General features: G+C 39.7%; 16 protein-coding genes. 7 read left to right on the top strand and 9 right to left on the bottom strand.

Annotation, left to right across the window (positions count from 1 at the left end):
* Complete coding sequence (locus CHU_RS08175; protein ID WP_011585063.1) at positions 1 to 741, top strand: nitroreductase family protein; 741 nt, start codon at positions 1 to 3, stop codon at positions 739 to 741.
* A gap of 470 nt (positions 742 to 1,211) precedes the next feature.
* Here CHU_RS08175 and CHU_RS08170 read toward each other — a convergent pair whose 3' ends face one another.
* The gene (locus CHU_RS08170) at positions 1,212 to 1,739 is read right to left on the bottom strand and encodes a Crp/Fnr family transcriptional regulator (RefSeq protein WP_011585062.1); all 528 of its coding nucleotides are present in this window, start codon (positions 1,737 to 1,739) and stop codon (positions 1,212 to 1,214) included.
* Between the two features lie 145 nt (positions 1,740 to 1,884).
* On the opposite strand from CHU_RS08170, the gene CHU_RS08165 reads away from it, so the two are divergent.
* Both CHU_RS08165 and CHU_RS18865 read left to right on the top strand, forming a co-directional pair.
* Entirely contained in the window at positions 1,885 to 2,253 is a 369-nt protein-coding gene (locus CHU_RS08165) for an STAS/SEC14 domain-containing protein (RefSeq protein ID WP_011585061.1), read from the top strand.
* Between the two features lie 70 nt (positions 2,254 to 2,323).
* Positions 2,324 to 2,698 carry an STAS/SEC14 domain-containing protein gene (locus CHU_RS18865; protein WP_011585060.1) on the top strand — a complete coding sequence of 125 codons (375 nt, stop codon included), beginning with the start codon at positions 2,324 to 2,326 and terminating at the stop codon, positions 2,696 to 2,698.
* 13 nt (positions 2,699 to 2,711) lie between these two features.
* On the opposite strand, the gene CHU_RS08155 is transcribed toward CHU_RS18865, so the two are convergent.
* From CHU_RS08155 to CHU_RS19930, 5 genes are all read right to left on the bottom strand, one after another.
* The gene (locus CHU_RS08155) at positions 2,712 to 2,918 is read right to left on the bottom strand and encodes a hypothetical protein (RefSeq protein WP_041932280.1); all 207 of its coding nucleotides are present in this window, start codon (positions 2,916 to 2,918) and stop codon (positions 2,712 to 2,714) included.
* A 25-nt stretch (positions 2,919 to 2,943) separates the two neighbouring features.
* Entirely contained in the window at positions 2,944 to 3,357 is a 414-nt protein-coding gene (locus tag CHU_RS08150) for a hypothetical protein (protein WP_143144161.1), read from the bottom strand.
* Positions 3,358 to 3,837: 480 nt separating this feature from the next.
* Positions 3,838 to 4,089 (bottom strand): CBU_0592 family membrane protein, encoded by a 252-nt coding sequence (locus CHU_RS08145; RefSeq protein ID WP_011585057.1) that lies wholly within the window; start codon positions 4,087 to 4,089, stop codon positions 3,838 to 3,840.
* A gap of 6 nt (positions 4,090 to 4,095) precedes the next feature.
* Positions 4,096 to 5,145 (bottom strand): PorP/SprF family type IX secretion system membrane protein, encoded by a 1,050-nt coding sequence (locus tag CHU_RS08140; protein WP_041932279.1) that lies wholly within the window; start codon positions 5,143 to 5,145, stop codon positions 4,096 to 4,098.
* Between the two features lie 243 nt (positions 5,146 to 5,388).
* Positions 5,389 to 5,481: a hypothetical protein gene (locus tag CHU_RS19930; protein ID WP_369678450.1), complete on the bottom strand. Its 93-nt coding sequence runs from the start codon at positions 5,479 to 5,481 to the stop codon at positions 5,389 to 5,391.
* Positions 5,482 to 5,599: 118 nt separating this feature from the next.
* On the opposite strand from CHU_RS19930, the gene CHU_RS19925 reads away from it, so the two are divergent.
* From CHU_RS19925 to purL, 4 genes are all read left to right on the top strand, one after another.
* A complete protein-coding gene (locus CHU_RS19925) occupies positions 5,600 to 6,268 on the top strand; it encodes an enolase C-terminal domain-like protein (RefSeq protein WP_369678452.1) in 669 nt (222 codons plus the stop codon).
* The gene (locus tag CHU_RS08130) at positions 6,256 to 7,401 is read left to right on the top strand and encodes a hypothetical protein (RefSeq protein WP_011585054.1); all 1,146 of its coding nucleotides are present in this window, start codon (positions 6,256 to 6,258) and stop codon (positions 7,399 to 7,401) included. The genes CHU_RS19925 and CHU_RS08130 overlap by 13 nt, the downstream gene beginning before the upstream one ends.
* A 169-nt stretch (positions 7,402 to 7,570) precedes the next feature.
* Positions 7,571 to 8,125: an SUKH-4 family immunity protein gene (locus tag CHU_RS08125; RefSeq protein WP_011585053.1), complete on the top strand. Its 555-nt coding sequence runs from the start codon at positions 7,571 to 7,573 to the stop codon at positions 8,123 to 8,125.
* Positions 8,126 to 8,342: 217 nt separating this feature from the next.
* On the top strand, positions 8,343 to 12,038 hold the full coding sequence (purL, locus tag CHU_RS08120; protein WP_011585052.1) for a phosphoribosylformylglycinamidine synthase: 3,696 nt from the start codon (positions 8,343 to 8,345) through the stop codon (positions 12,036 to 12,038).
* A gap of 59 nt (positions 12,039 to 12,097) precedes the next feature.
* Here purL and CHU_RS08115 read toward each other — a convergent pair whose 3' ends face one another.
* The 3 genes from CHU_RS08115 to CHU_RS08105 form a co-directional block, all read right to left on the bottom strand.
* On the bottom strand, positions 12,098 to 12,970 hold the full coding sequence (locus tag CHU_RS08115; RefSeq protein ID WP_011585051.1) for a pirin family protein: 873 nt from the start codon (positions 12,968 to 12,970) through the stop codon (positions 12,098 to 12,100).
* A 128-nt stretch (positions 12,971 to 13,098) separates the two neighbouring features.
* Positions 13,099 to 13,395 carry a Dabb family protein gene (locus CHU_RS08110; RefSeq protein WP_011585050.1) on the bottom strand — a complete coding sequence of 99 codons (297 nt, stop codon included), beginning with the start codon at positions 13,393 to 13,395 and terminating at the stop codon, positions 13,099 to 13,101.
* Between the two features lie 52 nt (positions 13,396 to 13,447).
* On the bottom strand, positions 13,448 to 13,642 hold the full coding sequence (locus tag CHU_RS08105) for a YwbE family protein (RefSeq protein WP_011585049.1): 195 nt from the start codon (positions 13,640 to 13,642) through the stop codon (positions 13,448 to 13,450).
* Positions 13,643 to 13,655 lie beyond the last annotated feature (13 nt).

Below are 13,655 nucleotides of genomic sequence, written 5' to 3'. Positions count from 1 at the left end.
ATGGAACTACATACGACAGAAAAAACCGCACGTGAAGCTATAGAATACCGGCGTTCGGTCCGGATTTTTCAACCCGAATCACTGGATACGGAAAAAGTAAAAGAATGTATCCGGTTGGCAGCGTTGGCACCCAACAGCAGCAACATGCAGCTCTGGGAATTTTATCACATAACATCTGCTGAAATGCTTCGGGATGTGAGTAAGGTTTGCATGGACCAGAATGCGTCCAAAAATGCCAAAGAAATGGTTGTTTTTGTTGTCCGTAAGGATCTTTGGAAAGCGCGTGCAAAAGCAAATGCTGAAATCCGTAGAAAGCTGTTCGGAAGCAAACCTTTTAATGCATATACAAAACGCGAACAGGATGCTATAAAATACTTTACCAAGGTAATGCCGATTTTATATATGGATTTTTTCGGGCTATTGGGAGGTTTAAAATGGCTGATTGCGCAGGTTGCAGGCATTTTCAGGCCCATGTACAGGCAACTTACGCAGTCCGATATGCGGATTGTCGCGCATAAAAGCACGGCATTGGCGTGTGAGAATTTTATGATCAGCATGGCGGCAATCGGCTATGATACATGTCCGATGGAAGGCCTGGATTCGTTGCGGTTAAAGCGTCTGTTAAAGCTGCCATACGGTGCTGAAATCAGTATGGTAATAGCCTGTGGAATCCGTGTGCCGGAGGGAATCTATTGGCCGCAACACAGAATTCCATTTGAAGAAGTGTATTTTACAAAGTGAGTTTGAACGTTAAAATTGTAAAAATATTCTAAAATACTTTCGATAATGCAAGATCAGTATGTTCAGCAGGATTGGATCAGGCTTCTAAATACCATGTTATTGGGTGAATGTATATGTTTATAAGTCTTTAATCATCAATTTGATGGCTATTCATTTGTTATATAATTTACATTATGTTAAATAGAATTATGTAAAATCCGACCGCATATCTTCTATCTGATTTCTCTCATTTTGATTAAGATCTTTAGCTGCTGTACTGTATGCTTCAACGTCGCCAATTTCAGATCCTGATATTGTCAGATACGTCTGCTGCTTTTTTGTATGCTCCGCTGTCTAAAAAAAATAAACCTGGTACACCACTTATATCCATCTCTAATCAGATTATTTTTCACCTGGTTTGAGCACAAAATCTGACTCTGAAATTCTGCTTATTGAATTGTATTTCTGAATCTGATTGCAGTTTGGGGACCTTATTCGTCTTTGGTTGTCCGGCTTTTGATTCTGCTTAACGATACCGTTGTAATGCCCAGGTACGATGCAATAATATGCTGCGGTACTTTGCTGATCAGCTCCGGATATGTTTTTACCAGTTCACAGTAACGCTCTTCGGGTTTGGTGGTCATTAAGGAATAAATTCTTCTGGAATTAAGCACCACATTGTGGATAATCTTATGGTATACAGCATCTTTCAGATCTGCATGTGCTGTTAGAAACGCATCAAAATCTGCTTTTGTAATGTATGTCAGCTCGCAGGCATCAATTGTTTCAATATTAAAAATACTGGGCTCATTAAATAAAAACGATTCTATGGATGTAAACGACTTGCCCTCAAAAAGCAGTTGTGTAGTCGTTTCTTTATCATTGCTCATATGCCAGAACCGAACAATTCCTTTTTTTAAGTAATAGAACCTGTCAGATGTTTCACCTGCTTCAATCAGGAAACTTTTGGGTCCTATACTGATTTCCTGGTTGAAAAGTCCGGCTAGAATATCTTTCATTAGTGCATTAACTTATGTTATCTAAATGAAAAAAAATCCAATTTTTATTACATCAAACACGTATTTTACAAGCTTAAATGTTTGGGGCATTTCTTAGTATAAACTAAAGATAATACTATTTTTGAATTGTAAAAAGCGTTTGTGCATGAGTAGCAGTTATAAAGATGAGAATGTAGAATTGTTTTTTAAAGATGCTATTCTGTTCGGTATTTACCAGCCTCCTGTTGTAACATTGGATGTGGCTCAAAAAGCTGTTAAACAAAGATTAACGTTTTCTGAAGGTAAAACCTACCGTGTTTTAATTGATATCAGAAGAATAAAATCCGTTACTGCAGAAGCAAGAAAATTTCTGGCAGAACCGTATTGTTTTGATGGAATATCCATTGCGGCTATTGTTGTGAATAATATTTTTCAGGAAACGATCGGGAATATTTACATTTATCTAAGCAAGCATCCTGTTCCGTTAAAACTTTTTCGCAGTGAAAAAGATGCAATGAATTGGTTGAAGGAATGAATGGATGTTAAAAAAAACTATTACAAAAATCGATCCGTTAAGATTGTAAAAAAATAAGTTGAAAATTAGTATGAGTAAAAAATATGAAAGTGAATGTATTAAATTTTATATCGAAGAGGGTATTTTATATGGTATTTACCTCGCTCCTGTATTAACACTGGAAGTTGCACAGGAAGTTGTTAAGCAGCGATTACTTTTTGCTGCCGGTGTTACCTATCCTGTGCTGGCAGACATCCGCAATATTAAATCCGTAACTTCACAGGCAAGGGCCTTTTTTGCAAAACCGGAAAGCAATACATTCATATCTGCCGGAGCGCTTATTGTTAACAATATATTCTTAGAGACTATTGGAAACATTTTCATTTACCTAAACAAGCCATCTATCCCATCCAGACTTTTCAGGAATGAACAGGATGCTGTAAAGTGGCTAAAGACATTTCTGTAAATTACAGGATCCGTTAATCGTTATACATTTTTATCTGCTGTTCCAGCAACAGTAAACGCTCTTTAAGACTATCCACTTCAGCCGCTAAGGATAACGCCAATTCTGTGAGGAAAACCTCTACATGATGATTGTTTACTTCAGCGTAATACTTTCCGTTAATCTGAATGATTTTATCAGACTTTTTAACTTTTCGTGTAATAGGCCTCAAGCTTTTTTCCATAGCTTTCAACAAGTAAAAATATTAATTATGCAGACTTTGTCGTATTGTTTTCTTCAAAACGATCTTTGTAGAACGTAGCAATTCTTTTAAGATCTACCAACGTTGTATCTGCTAAATCAGCGGAACGTTTATACGCATTAATAGTCATCTCCTGCAATTTAACCATTGCCTGTAAATTCTCTATTTCTTTTTGTAACACAAGAAATTCATCTGAATTTCCTTTGTTTTCGGTTTCAGCAGATGTTGCAGTTCCTTGTGTGATATACATATTGCCTTCACCAAGCAATAACCAGTAAATGTTCATGGTTGGCAATGCCTCTATAATCTGAAGAAGCTTGTCTGTACCATATTTACGTCCATTCAGGATGTTGTAAATCTGCGTGCTGGAATTTCCACTTTGACGGGCAAGAGTATTAGGACGTATTCTTTCTGCTTCCAAAAAGGACCGTAATCTCTCTCCAATGCTTGTTAAGTTTTTCATTATAATTTCAATTTAAAAGAATATTAAAGGACTAGCAATACCATCCTTAAAAAATTCATAACGGTTGATGTAATGAATATTATATAATTATAACGAAAATATTTCATATATCCTCATATTTGATTATATATTTTGTACGTATTTTTATTTTTAATTAAAAATGAATTTGTTTTTATATTATGTTTTCATATTTTTGCAAGCATTATTTAATCATTTCATTAAAACTGAAATTTTAGAAGAATTTTAAATTAAAATTTAACGGCATTCAGTAAAAAAAGCCTTACTCGACAACATAAAATTCATATAATTCAATAAAAATACTCGATTTTTTTCAGTTAGAATATTTCAGCTGTGGGTTATTGGAGAGATTATTTCATATAATCTCTCTATTTTTTTGCTTGTTCCTGAAACGGACAGAAAGTAATTTCACACCTCTGATCAGCGTTTTTTAAGGATGTTGCTCAACGAATATACCGCAACCCCTGCCCAGATTACATTTACAAATGCAGATGGGTAAGCTGTATTGTACAGCGTATGTATGATTAATCCAACCGCGCCAAAAATATTCAACCAATGAAAAACCGGCATGTTGGCATTGACTCTATTTGTTGAGATTAAGAAAAATGCAATCAAAACCAATATGGCTCCCACCCAGCCAGCACACTCCACACCAATTTCTATAGCTGTCATAGAGGCCTACTGATAGGTACGCTGGAAGTTTGGACAAGGAATCGAACGTTTGATTCCAGCCGTCTTACGATAGGGTACTTTAAATTCATAGATTAACGATATTTCATGTGAACCGGCACTTTGTTTATTGGTTAACGATGAAAGCGTATAGTCGTAGCTATAGGTAAAACTCCAGCCTTTATGTCTGTAACCGATCATTGGGATTAGTGCTTCATTGTTTGGCAGGCCATTGTTGTACAAAACGGGAATGCCTCTGTACCACAACCCGATCATGATTGGATCATAGGTGTAATATAAACCTATATCGAGCTGTGTATTTGCACCTTGTGCCTTAAAATTTAAAGTTGGAGTTAAGCTGATTTCTTTGCCTCCCTGTGGCCGGTAATTTCTGTATCCGCCGCCGCCGTTCAGCATAATTTTGTACCCGGTCTGTATGTTGAAACGCATCGGCAGATCAAATCCTTTGGTATTGGTTACGGATTGATTGGGTGTATTTAAATGGTTAATGCCTAAGCCAAACCAGAAGTTTTCATTGTATACCAATCCGCCCGCTCCGATGTCCGGATACAATTTTGATGGGGAAGCGTTTAAAATCGGATCTGAAGAAGGTGCTCCGGTTGTTCCGTTATTGTCTATCTGATCGCCGAATAAAGCACTTGAATAATTTGCATCGCGAACGGCAAATCCTGCCTGTAAACCTGGTCTGAATACCCAGCCGCTTTCCAATGGTACCAGGTATGAATAAGAAACATTAACTTCTGTTGAATGGGTACGGGTTTGTCCCTGTGCATCGCGCATGATCCATAGGCCAATTCCGCTGCGGGCAGATTCAATCGCGTGGTCGCCCCAGACAGCATAGGTTGTATAGGGCTTTGCAATATTGGTCCACTGCGTTCGGTAATGCATACCTAAACGGGTATTATCACCTGTTCCTGCAAAAGCAGGATTGGAAAAAAGCGGTGTATTGTAGTATTGTGAAAATTGTACATCCTGCCCGTTCAATAGTAAACTATTTAAGGATAACAGGATAGCAAGTATTTTAACGCGTATGCTCATAATATAAAAGACAAAAGTATACAATAATCGCATATTTTGTTGCTACAAGAACGGAAAGTATCCCTATTTTCGTACATAAATCATTTATATGGAAAAAAGCTATTGGGAACAGGCACATTTGCAGCTGCCATTAAAATATACCTGGAAAATCTCACGGAATGCTTCTACTGAAAAAATAAATGTGATTGTTTTTCTGTGCATAGACGGACGTACATATCCCGGAGAAGCGGCTCCCAATGTTCGTTATGGCGAATCTGTAGAATTGATTGATCTGCAGTTTAAACATTTCCAGACAGTCTGGAAAGATTCGTTGCTGCAGGATGAACATGCATACAACGATGTGCTGGATGGATTGAAACTATGTCAATCCTTACGCTTTGCGCTGGAAAGTGCGTATGTGCATGCCCGTTGTGATAAAGATCCGGCTTTTTTTGAACGCTATACGGGAATAAAAATGCATACATCTCCCCTTGCCACTTCCTATACCTTACCCATTATGGATCCGGGCCAGATACAGGAATTTATACAAACGCATGATCTCACCCGTTTTGATACCCTGAAAATTAAAACAGGAAAAGAAGAAAGTAAAGAATTGATCAAAACCGCGAGCCGGTATTTTGATAAAATGATCCGGGTGGATGCCAATGAAGCCTGGACAGACCCTGATTTATTGATAAAAGAACTGGAAGAATTAAAGCGGATTCCGTTGGAATTTATTGAACAACCCTTTGAGTCAGCACAAAAGGATGCCTATAAATACTTTAAAAAGTATAGTAAAATACCTGTAATTGCGGATGAGTCGATAACTTTTGCCCCGGATTTAAAAGAAATTAAAGAACTTTTCCACGGTGTAAATATGAAGTTAATGAAGGCGGGCGGGTATCGCGAAGGTGCTAATATATTATTGAAATCCAAAGAGTTAGGGCTTAAAACGATGGTGGGTTGTATGGTCGAAACTACCCTTGGAATACGGTCAGGAATGTGGATTTCAGGCCATTCCGACTACATTGATTTAGATGGAAGTTTTGTAATTGACAATGAACCTTTTAAATTAGTATCCGAAAACCTTGGAAGGTTAGTCATTAAACAAGTAAATTTTTTCATTGAAAAATGGCAAAAGTAGCGAAAAAGAGCGCAAGTAGTGCTAAAAAAAGCGTAGCAACGAAAAAAGTAGTTGCTAAAAAGGCCGATAAACAGAAAAAAACAGCTGTTAAGGTCACCACCACCGCTTCCAAAAAGAAAGTAGCAGCAAAACCTGCTGCTAAGAAAGTAGCTCCTGTTGCTAAAAAGAAGGTTGTTGCTAAAAAAGCTACTAAACCTGTTGCTCCTGCTAAAAAAGCTCCTGCAGCTAAAAAGCCGGTTGCTAAAAAAGTTGCCGTAAAAGCTCCTGCAAAACCCGTTGCAAAAGCTGCCAAGGTTGTTGAAATTAAAAAAGCTGCTAAAAATGTACCTGTTGCTAAAAAAGCGGTTGCTGCTGCAAAAGCAAAACCTGCTGCACCGGTTGCTAAAAAAGCAGTTCCTGAAAAGACAGTCAAAATCGCCGCTCCGGCTGCAAAAGCTGAAGTGAAAAAAGAAGCGCCTGTTCTGCCAGCTGCTGCCCTTGCCGGAAAAGTTGCCGCTAAACCAAGACGCAAAAAGAAAAAAAATGACGATGACGATGACGACGAGGAAGAAGTTGTTTTCAGAAAACCTGTAAAGACAGCCAAAACAAGCGCTGTAAAAAAGGCATCGTCTAAATATATTTCTGAAGAATTAACGATGGAAGGTCCCGCACCGAAACGTGTAGGTCAGATCACCATGACTTCAGATGAAAAGATAAAATTGAAAAAAGCACTTTTAAATAAGTGTATTGATATTCAGAAAAATACCGTTGCAATTGCTAAAAAAGCAATGGAAGATGCCTTGACAAGCGCTAATGCTGAAAAAGTAACGGAAGAATTATCCGATTCATTCAGAGAATCCATGCACGCAACACGGGATATGTATGCGCGTCAGGCAAACGAAGGTGTAAATAACCTGGGTTTATTAAACAGGATTAATATTGTTGAGCATGATAAAGTAAAATTCGGCTCGGTTGTATTTACAAACTTTCAGAATTATTTTATCAGCACAGGCTTAGGAGAAATCAAAGTAGAAGACTTAAGTTTTCAGGCAGTCTCTACCCTTGCGCCGTTGTTCCAGATTCTGGTAGATAAGAAAAAGGGCGATACCTTTATGTTTTTAGACAGACTATATACTGTTATCGAAGTATTTTAACTGTTCGTTAAAAAATATTCAAAAAGCCTCATTCGATTTATTTCGGGTGAGGCTTTTTTATGCTAAAAGCTTAGAGCCTAAAGCCGAACGCTGCATGCTTCAGGCTTTTAGCATTCGGCCCTAAGCAAAAAACTTTGAACTTAGAACTTAAAACGTCTACCTTTGCTCCATGATTATTCAAGATTACATTGACTACTGGAACGAGCAGGACATCGAATTAGATAAAATTAAACTGGAGTCTGTACACGCGATTCCCCTACCCGTTGACATACTGGAATTCCTTTCCATGGTTGGTTTACCTAAGGAAGCAGCTCCTTATTTGACGTTTAATATAACCTCTTTCCCTGCTTTTGTTTCCCCGGATGATCTGTATGATCTGGAAGACCGTCCGGATCTGTCTGACTGGTTCATTATAGGTGAAACGGGAAACAGCGATCCGATCTGTATTGACCCTATGGGCGGTTACCGGATTTGTTATGTAGAAACGGAAAATGAATTTAATGCCGTTTTTATGAATAGCTCACTCGACAAGCTTGCTATTTGTATTTACCTGTATGAAAAATTTATTGAAAAATTCTCTACCGAGGAAAGTGAAAATCTGGTATTCAATGATGCCGATTGGGAATACCTGAAAAAGCAATTTATGGACATTGATCCGGAAGCATTGTCGGAAGGTTCTTTCTGGGATTATTATCTGGAATACCTGTTGGTTGATAGAGACTAAGTATTTCGTACAGAGTACTTAGACGATAATCATAATTAGACTCAGGATAAATGTTTGAATTTTATCGTATAAAGCTTCAGATACTTATATCTGAGCCTTTCGCTTTTATACTCAGTACTTAATACTAAGTACTTTGTACTTCCTAAAACTAACCCACACCCTAGTATTTCAGCCAGTGAAACCGTATCTTTGTGCCTTCAATTGACACTAGAGCATCATGATCGTTTTCGCTAAAAAAAGCACGGGCACTATCTACGCCATTCACACCGAACATTCATTTTCTACAGAAGATAAACAAAAATTAAACTGGTTACTTGACGGCGAAGTACTTTCCGATACAACACTTGCCGGTTTTTACAGAGGCCCGCGTAAGGAAATGCTTACCCCCTGGGCTACGAATGCAGTTGAGATCACACAAAACATGGGCATTGCAGGTATTCTTCGTATTGAAGAATTTTCTTCTGTAGCAAACACAGAAGCGTCGCATGATAAAATGCTTGAAGTGATCTATCAGAATTTAACACAAGATCTTTATAACATTCACATACAGCCGGAGCCGATCAAATACATTGATGATATTGCTGCCTTCAATAAACAGGAAGGTTTGGCATTAAGTCAGGAAGAAATTGATTACCTGGATTCCGTTGCAAAAAAACACAACCGCAAATTAACCGATTCAGAAGTGTTTGGTTTTTCTCAGGTAAACTCTGAACACTGCAGACATAAAATTTTTAACGGACGTTTTATCATTGATGGTGTAGAGAAAGAATCTTCGCTTTTCAAACTGATTAAGAAAACGTCTGAAACAAATCCGAACAAAATTGTTTCCGCATACAAGGATAACGTTTCGTTTACGAAAGGTCCGGTGATGGAACAGTTTGCGCCGGCAACACAGGATAAACCCGATTATTTCGAACGCAAACATGTTGAATCTGTTTTATCTTTAAAAGCAGAAACACACAACTTCCCTACTACGGTTGAACCATTCAACGGAGCTGCAACCGGTTCAGGCGGAGAGATCCGTGACCGTATTGCAGGTGGGATCGGCAGTGCGCCGCTGGCAGGTACTGCGGTATACATGACAGCGTATTCCCGTTTAACAAAAGACAGACCGTGGGAGAAAAACGGAATGAAAGAACGTGACTGGTTATACCAGACACCAATGGATATTCTGATTAAAGCATCCAATGGCGCATCTGACTTCGGTAACAAATTCGGACAGCCTGTGATCAACGGTTCGGTGTTTACGTTTGAACACGAAGAGAACGGCAAACGTTACGGTTTTGATAAAGTGATTATGCAGGCGGGCGGTATCGGGTATGGCGTGTTAAAAGACGCTAAGAAAGGACTGCCGAAAACGGGAGATAAAATTGTTGTGATGGGTGGTGACAACTACCGCATCGGTATGGGCGGCAGTGCCGTATCTTCATTGGATACAGGCGCGCTGAACAGTGCCATTGAACTGAACGCGATCCAGCGTTCGAATCCTGAAATGCAGAAGCGTGTATACAACGCCATCCGTGCGATGATGGAAAGCGGTAATAATCCGATTGTTTCCATACACGATCACGGCGCGGGCGGGCATTTAAACTGTTTGTCGGAACTGGTAGAAAGCACCGGCGGTAAAATTGATCTGGCTAAATTGCCGGTTGGAGATCCTACCCTGTCTGCAAAAGAAATTGTTGGTAATGAATCACAGGAACGTATGGGCCTTGTGATCAATCAAAACGACATAGCTACGCTTGAGCGTGTGGCTGCACGTGAGCGTGCACCATTATATGTAGTGGGTGACATTACAGGTGATCATCATTTCACGTTTGAATCTTCTGTAGATGGTGCGAAGCCGATCGACTGGCCGCTGGAAGACATGTTCGGGAATCCGCCGAAAACAATTCTTCGCGATGAAACACCAACGGCAACGTTCGAAGAAATTACATATGAGCAATCAAAACTAAACGAATATTTAGAAGCCGTTTTACAGCTCGAAGCGGTTGCTTGTAAAGACTGGTTAACCAATAAAGTTGACCGTTCGGTTACAGGTAAAGTTGCACAGCAGCAAAATGTTGGTTCGCTGCAATTGCCGTTAAGCAACTTCGGTGCCATGGCGCTTGATTATAAAGGTGTAGTTGGAGTGGCAACTGCTGTTGGACACGCTCCTGCTGTTGCCTTGATCAATCCGGAAGCAGGTTCGAGAATTGCGATTGCAGAAGCATTGGCGAATATTGTTTTTGCGCCGATTGACGGAGGCTTAAGTGGTGTATCATTGAGTGCGAACTGGATGTGGCCTTGTAAAAATAAAGGCGAAGATGCACGTTTATATGCAGCTGTTGAAGCGGTAAGTGATTTTGCCTGCGATCTTGGAATCAATATTCCTACCGGAAAAGATTCTCTTTCAATGACGCAGAAATACAAAGACGGCGTGGTATATGCACCCGGAACGGTGATCATATCTGCTTCCGGTGAAGTGAGTGATATCCGTAAAGGTGTTACACCGAATGTTGTTAAAGAAGCCGGTACGGGTTTGATCTATATTGATCTTACGTGTATGCCGCTTACATTAGGCGGTTCATCGTTTGCACAGATTTTGAATAAACTTGGAAATTCATCTCCGGATATTTTAGATACAGAACATTTCGAACGTACGTTTGATGCGATCCAGGATTTACTTCAGGATGAATTGATCCTTGCCGGACACGATGTATCAAGCGGAGGTTTAATTACGACATTGCTTGAAATGTGTTTTCCTGAAAATGGAATCGGCATGAATGTTTCATTGGACTTCCTGGGAGAAACAGATCTGGTAAAATGTCTGTTTGCTGAGAACCCGGCATTGGTGCTGCAAGTAAAAGATGCAGTGAAAGTACAGGACATGCTTGTAACAAAAGGGGTTGGAGCAGCTATTATCGGAACAGTAGAGCCTGGTGCTTCTGCTGTTTCAATTCAATTGAACGGTACAACAACCGATTTTGATATTGCCGCATTACGTACGGTCTGGTACAAGACTTCTTATTTATTAGATGAAAAACAAAGCACTCCTGCCTATGCAAAAGAGCGTTTTGAAAATTATACTAAACACGAAATCCAATTCAGCTTCCCGGCAAACTTTACAGGTAAGCTGAACAGTTACGGATTAGATGCAGCACGCACTACGAAGAGCGGTATTAAAGCTGCGATCATCCGTGAAAAAGGTGTGAACGGAGACCGTGAAATGGCTTACTCCATGTGGCTTGCAGGCTTTGATGTGAAAGATGTTCACATGACAGATTTAATTGCCGGCCGCGAAGATCTGGGTGATGTAAACTTTATTGTATTTGTTGGTGGTTTCTCTAACAGTGATGTGTTGGGTTCTGCGAAAGGCTGGGCCGGTGCATTCCTGTACAATGAAAAAGCGAAAAAAGCACTGGATAATTTCTATGCACGTCCGGATACCTTGTCACTAGGCGTTTGTAACGGTTGCCAGTTGATGGTTGAGTTGGGACTGATCAACCAGAACCATGAATCAAAACCAAAGATGCATCACAACAGCTCAGGGAAATTTGAATCCATTTACCTGAATGTGGATGTCGCAAAAGAAAATAAATCGATCTTATTAAAATCTATTGAGGGTTCTAAATTAGGAATCTGGGTTGCACACGGCGAAGGTAAATTCTACTTCCCGTACGATGTAACGAAATATAATATTGTCTTAAACTACAGTCATGCAAGCTATCCGGCCAATCCGAACGGTTCGCCTGTAAATGCTGCAGGTATTGTATCGGACGACGGCAGACATCTAGCGATGATGCCTCACCTGGAACGTTCAGTATTCCCATGGCAATGCGGCTACTACCCTGCTGATAAAGCGAAGGACGAATGTACACCGTGGCTGGAAGCCTTTGTTAACGCACGTAAGTGGGTGGAAGGAAAAAAATAAAAATAGCCCATGACTTAAGTCATGGGCTATTTTTTTAATGGGCTGTTTATGATCCGGAATCAGTATTGGGGTAACGGGACGAACTCTGTTTCATTCGGAACAGCCGGAAACCGTTGTGCAAGCCAGTCTGCCTTGGCTTTTTCGATGGTTTGTTTTTCGCTTGCAACAAAATTCCAGTAGATAAAACGTTCTTCGGGAAATGCTTCTCCGCCGAAAATATACACCGTTGTATTGGCATCCATTTCAAACGAACAGAGTTTACTGTCTTTTGCAATTAAAATATGTTTGGGTTCGAATGTATTTCCTTCACTGCTTACAGAACCTTCCAGTATATACATAGCGCTTTCACCAAATAAGCTATCACCAATAGATATTGTTTTAGGATCTGTTGTTTTAATTTCGATCATAAATAACGGACTGTATACCTGAACCGGAGATTTTTTGCCGAAGGCCTCTCCTGCTATAAGTTTATATTGTACACCATCTTCCTTCCAGTGCGGAATGTCGCTTGCTTCAACATGCATAAAGGCTGGCTCCATGGATTCCAGGGCTTTAGGCAAGGCTACCCAGATCTGTAATCCGTGAAGTGTTTTACTTATCGCCCGCACAGTATCGGGTGTGCGTTCGGAATGTGCAATCCCTTTCCCTGCTGTCATCCAGTTTACGGCACCTGGTTGTATTTCTATTTCTGTACCCAGGCTGTCGCGGTGCATGATACTTCCTTCAAACAGATAGGTTAATGTTGAAAGGCCGATATGTGGATGCGGCGGTATATCTAAATTTTCATTTGCCTTTAAATAAGCCGGCCCCATATGGTCTATAAAAGCAAAGGGCCCCACCATTCTTTTTTCTCTGAAAGGCAGCAAACGGCCTACCATAAAGTTTCCGATGTTTGCAGAACGTTCTTCTATTATAAGCTGGATGTTTGACATATGCGGAGAGATTATACTAGTAAGATATGTTTCAATCTAATAAAAAATATACACAGAAAAATGGTTCCAAATAAAAAAGTCATCACATAAACTGCGATGACTTTTTATTATACTAATTATGACTGTGCTTATTGAGCATCGTAGATAACAACTTTATCAAAAAACACTCTGAATTCTTCCAGGAATGCTTTGTGTAAAGCATGCACCTGATATACATCGTGGCCTGCAAGGTCATCAAATAAGATCAATAAAGAGAATGTGTATGTTGTATCAACAACAGCACGTTCAATGGGGGCCGGTGTTCCGATGTATAAACCTTTTACGGTTTCAACGCCTTTAAGTGTTTCTAAACTTTTGCGGAAAGCTGTTTTTTGTTCTTCTGTTGTATCGGTTTTAAGCCAGAATAATACGTGATGACTAAGCATGTAATTTTATATGTTAATAGGTAATAAACACAGCAAAGATACGAATTCTTCTTTATTCTAATATCTCCTGAACCCGGCCGATCTGTCCGTCTTCCAGGCGTACTTTAATACCACGGTGATGTTTGGGAACACTGGTTAACAGATCTTTAATAATTCCTTCCGTACGTATGCCTGTTTTCTGATCTTTTTTAAGCACGATGCTTACACGTGTTCCTTTTGTGAGATTTGCACGAATTCTTCCGTCCATGGGGTATTATGTT

Origin of the sequence: Cytophaga hutchinsonii ATCC 33406 (assembly GCF_000014145.1) — a bacterium.
GTDB lineage: Bacteria > Bacteroidota > Bacteroidia > Cytophagales > Cytophagaceae > Cytophaga > Cytophaga hutchinsonii.
This window is presented reverse-complemented; position numbering and strand designations above follow the sequence as displayed.

Excerpts from the sequence above, each read along its gene's own strand:
- CHU_RS08175 (WP_011585063.1), top strand. The coding sequence starts at position 1 with ATGGAACTACATACGACAGAAAAAACCGCACGTGAAGCTATAGAATAC.
- CHU_RS08170 (WP_011585062.1), bottom strand. The coding sequence starts at position 1,739 with ATGAAAGATATTCTAGCCGGACTTTTCAACCAGGAAATCAGTATAGGA.
- CHU_RS08165 (WP_011585061.1), top strand. The coding sequence starts at position 1,885 with ATGAGTAGCAGTTATAAAGATGAGAATGTAGAATTGTTTTTTAAAGAT.
- CHU_RS18865 (WP_011585060.1), top strand. The coding sequence starts at position 2,324 with ATGAGTAAAAAATATGAAAGTGAATGTATTAAATTTTATATCGAAGAG.
- CHU_RS08155 (WP_041932280.1), bottom strand. The coding sequence starts at position 2,918 with ATGGAAAAAAGCTTGAGGCCTATTACACGAAAAGTTAAAAAGTCTGAT.
- CHU_RS08145 (WP_011585057.1), bottom strand. The coding sequence starts at position 4,089 with ATGACAGCTATAGAAATTGGTGTGGAGTGTGCTGGCTGGGTGGGAGCC.
- CHU_RS08140 (WP_041932279.1), bottom strand. The coding sequence starts at position 5,145 with ATGAGCATACGCGTTAAAATACTTGCTATCCTGTTATCCTTAAATAGT.
- CHU_RS19925 (WP_369678452.1), top strand. The coding sequence starts at position 5,600 with ATGCATACATCTCCCCTTGCCACTTCCTATACCTTACCCATTATGGAT.
- CHU_RS08130 (WP_011585054.1), top strand. The coding sequence starts at position 6,256 with ATGGCAAAAGTAGCGAAAAAGAGCGCAAGTAGTGCTAAAAAAAGCGTA.
- CHU_RS08125 (WP_011585053.1), top strand. The coding sequence starts at position 7,571 with ATGATTATTCAAGATTACATTGACTACTGGAACGAGCAGGACATCGAA.
- purL (WP_011585052.1), top strand. The coding sequence starts at position 8,343 with ATGATCGTTTTCGCTAAAAAAAGCACGGGCACTATCTACGCCATTCAC.
- CHU_RS08115 (WP_011585051.1), bottom strand. The coding sequence starts at position 12,970 with ATGTCAAACATCCAGCTTATAATAGAAGAACGTTCTGCAAACATCGGA.
- CHU_RS08110 (WP_011585050.1), bottom strand. The coding sequence starts at position 13,395 with ATGCTTAGTCATCACGTATTATTCTGGCTTAAAACCGATACAACAGAA.
- CHU_RS08105 (WP_011585049.1), bottom strand. The coding sequence starts at position 13,642 with ATGGACGGAAGAATTCGTGCAAATCTCACAAAAGGAACACGTGTAAGC.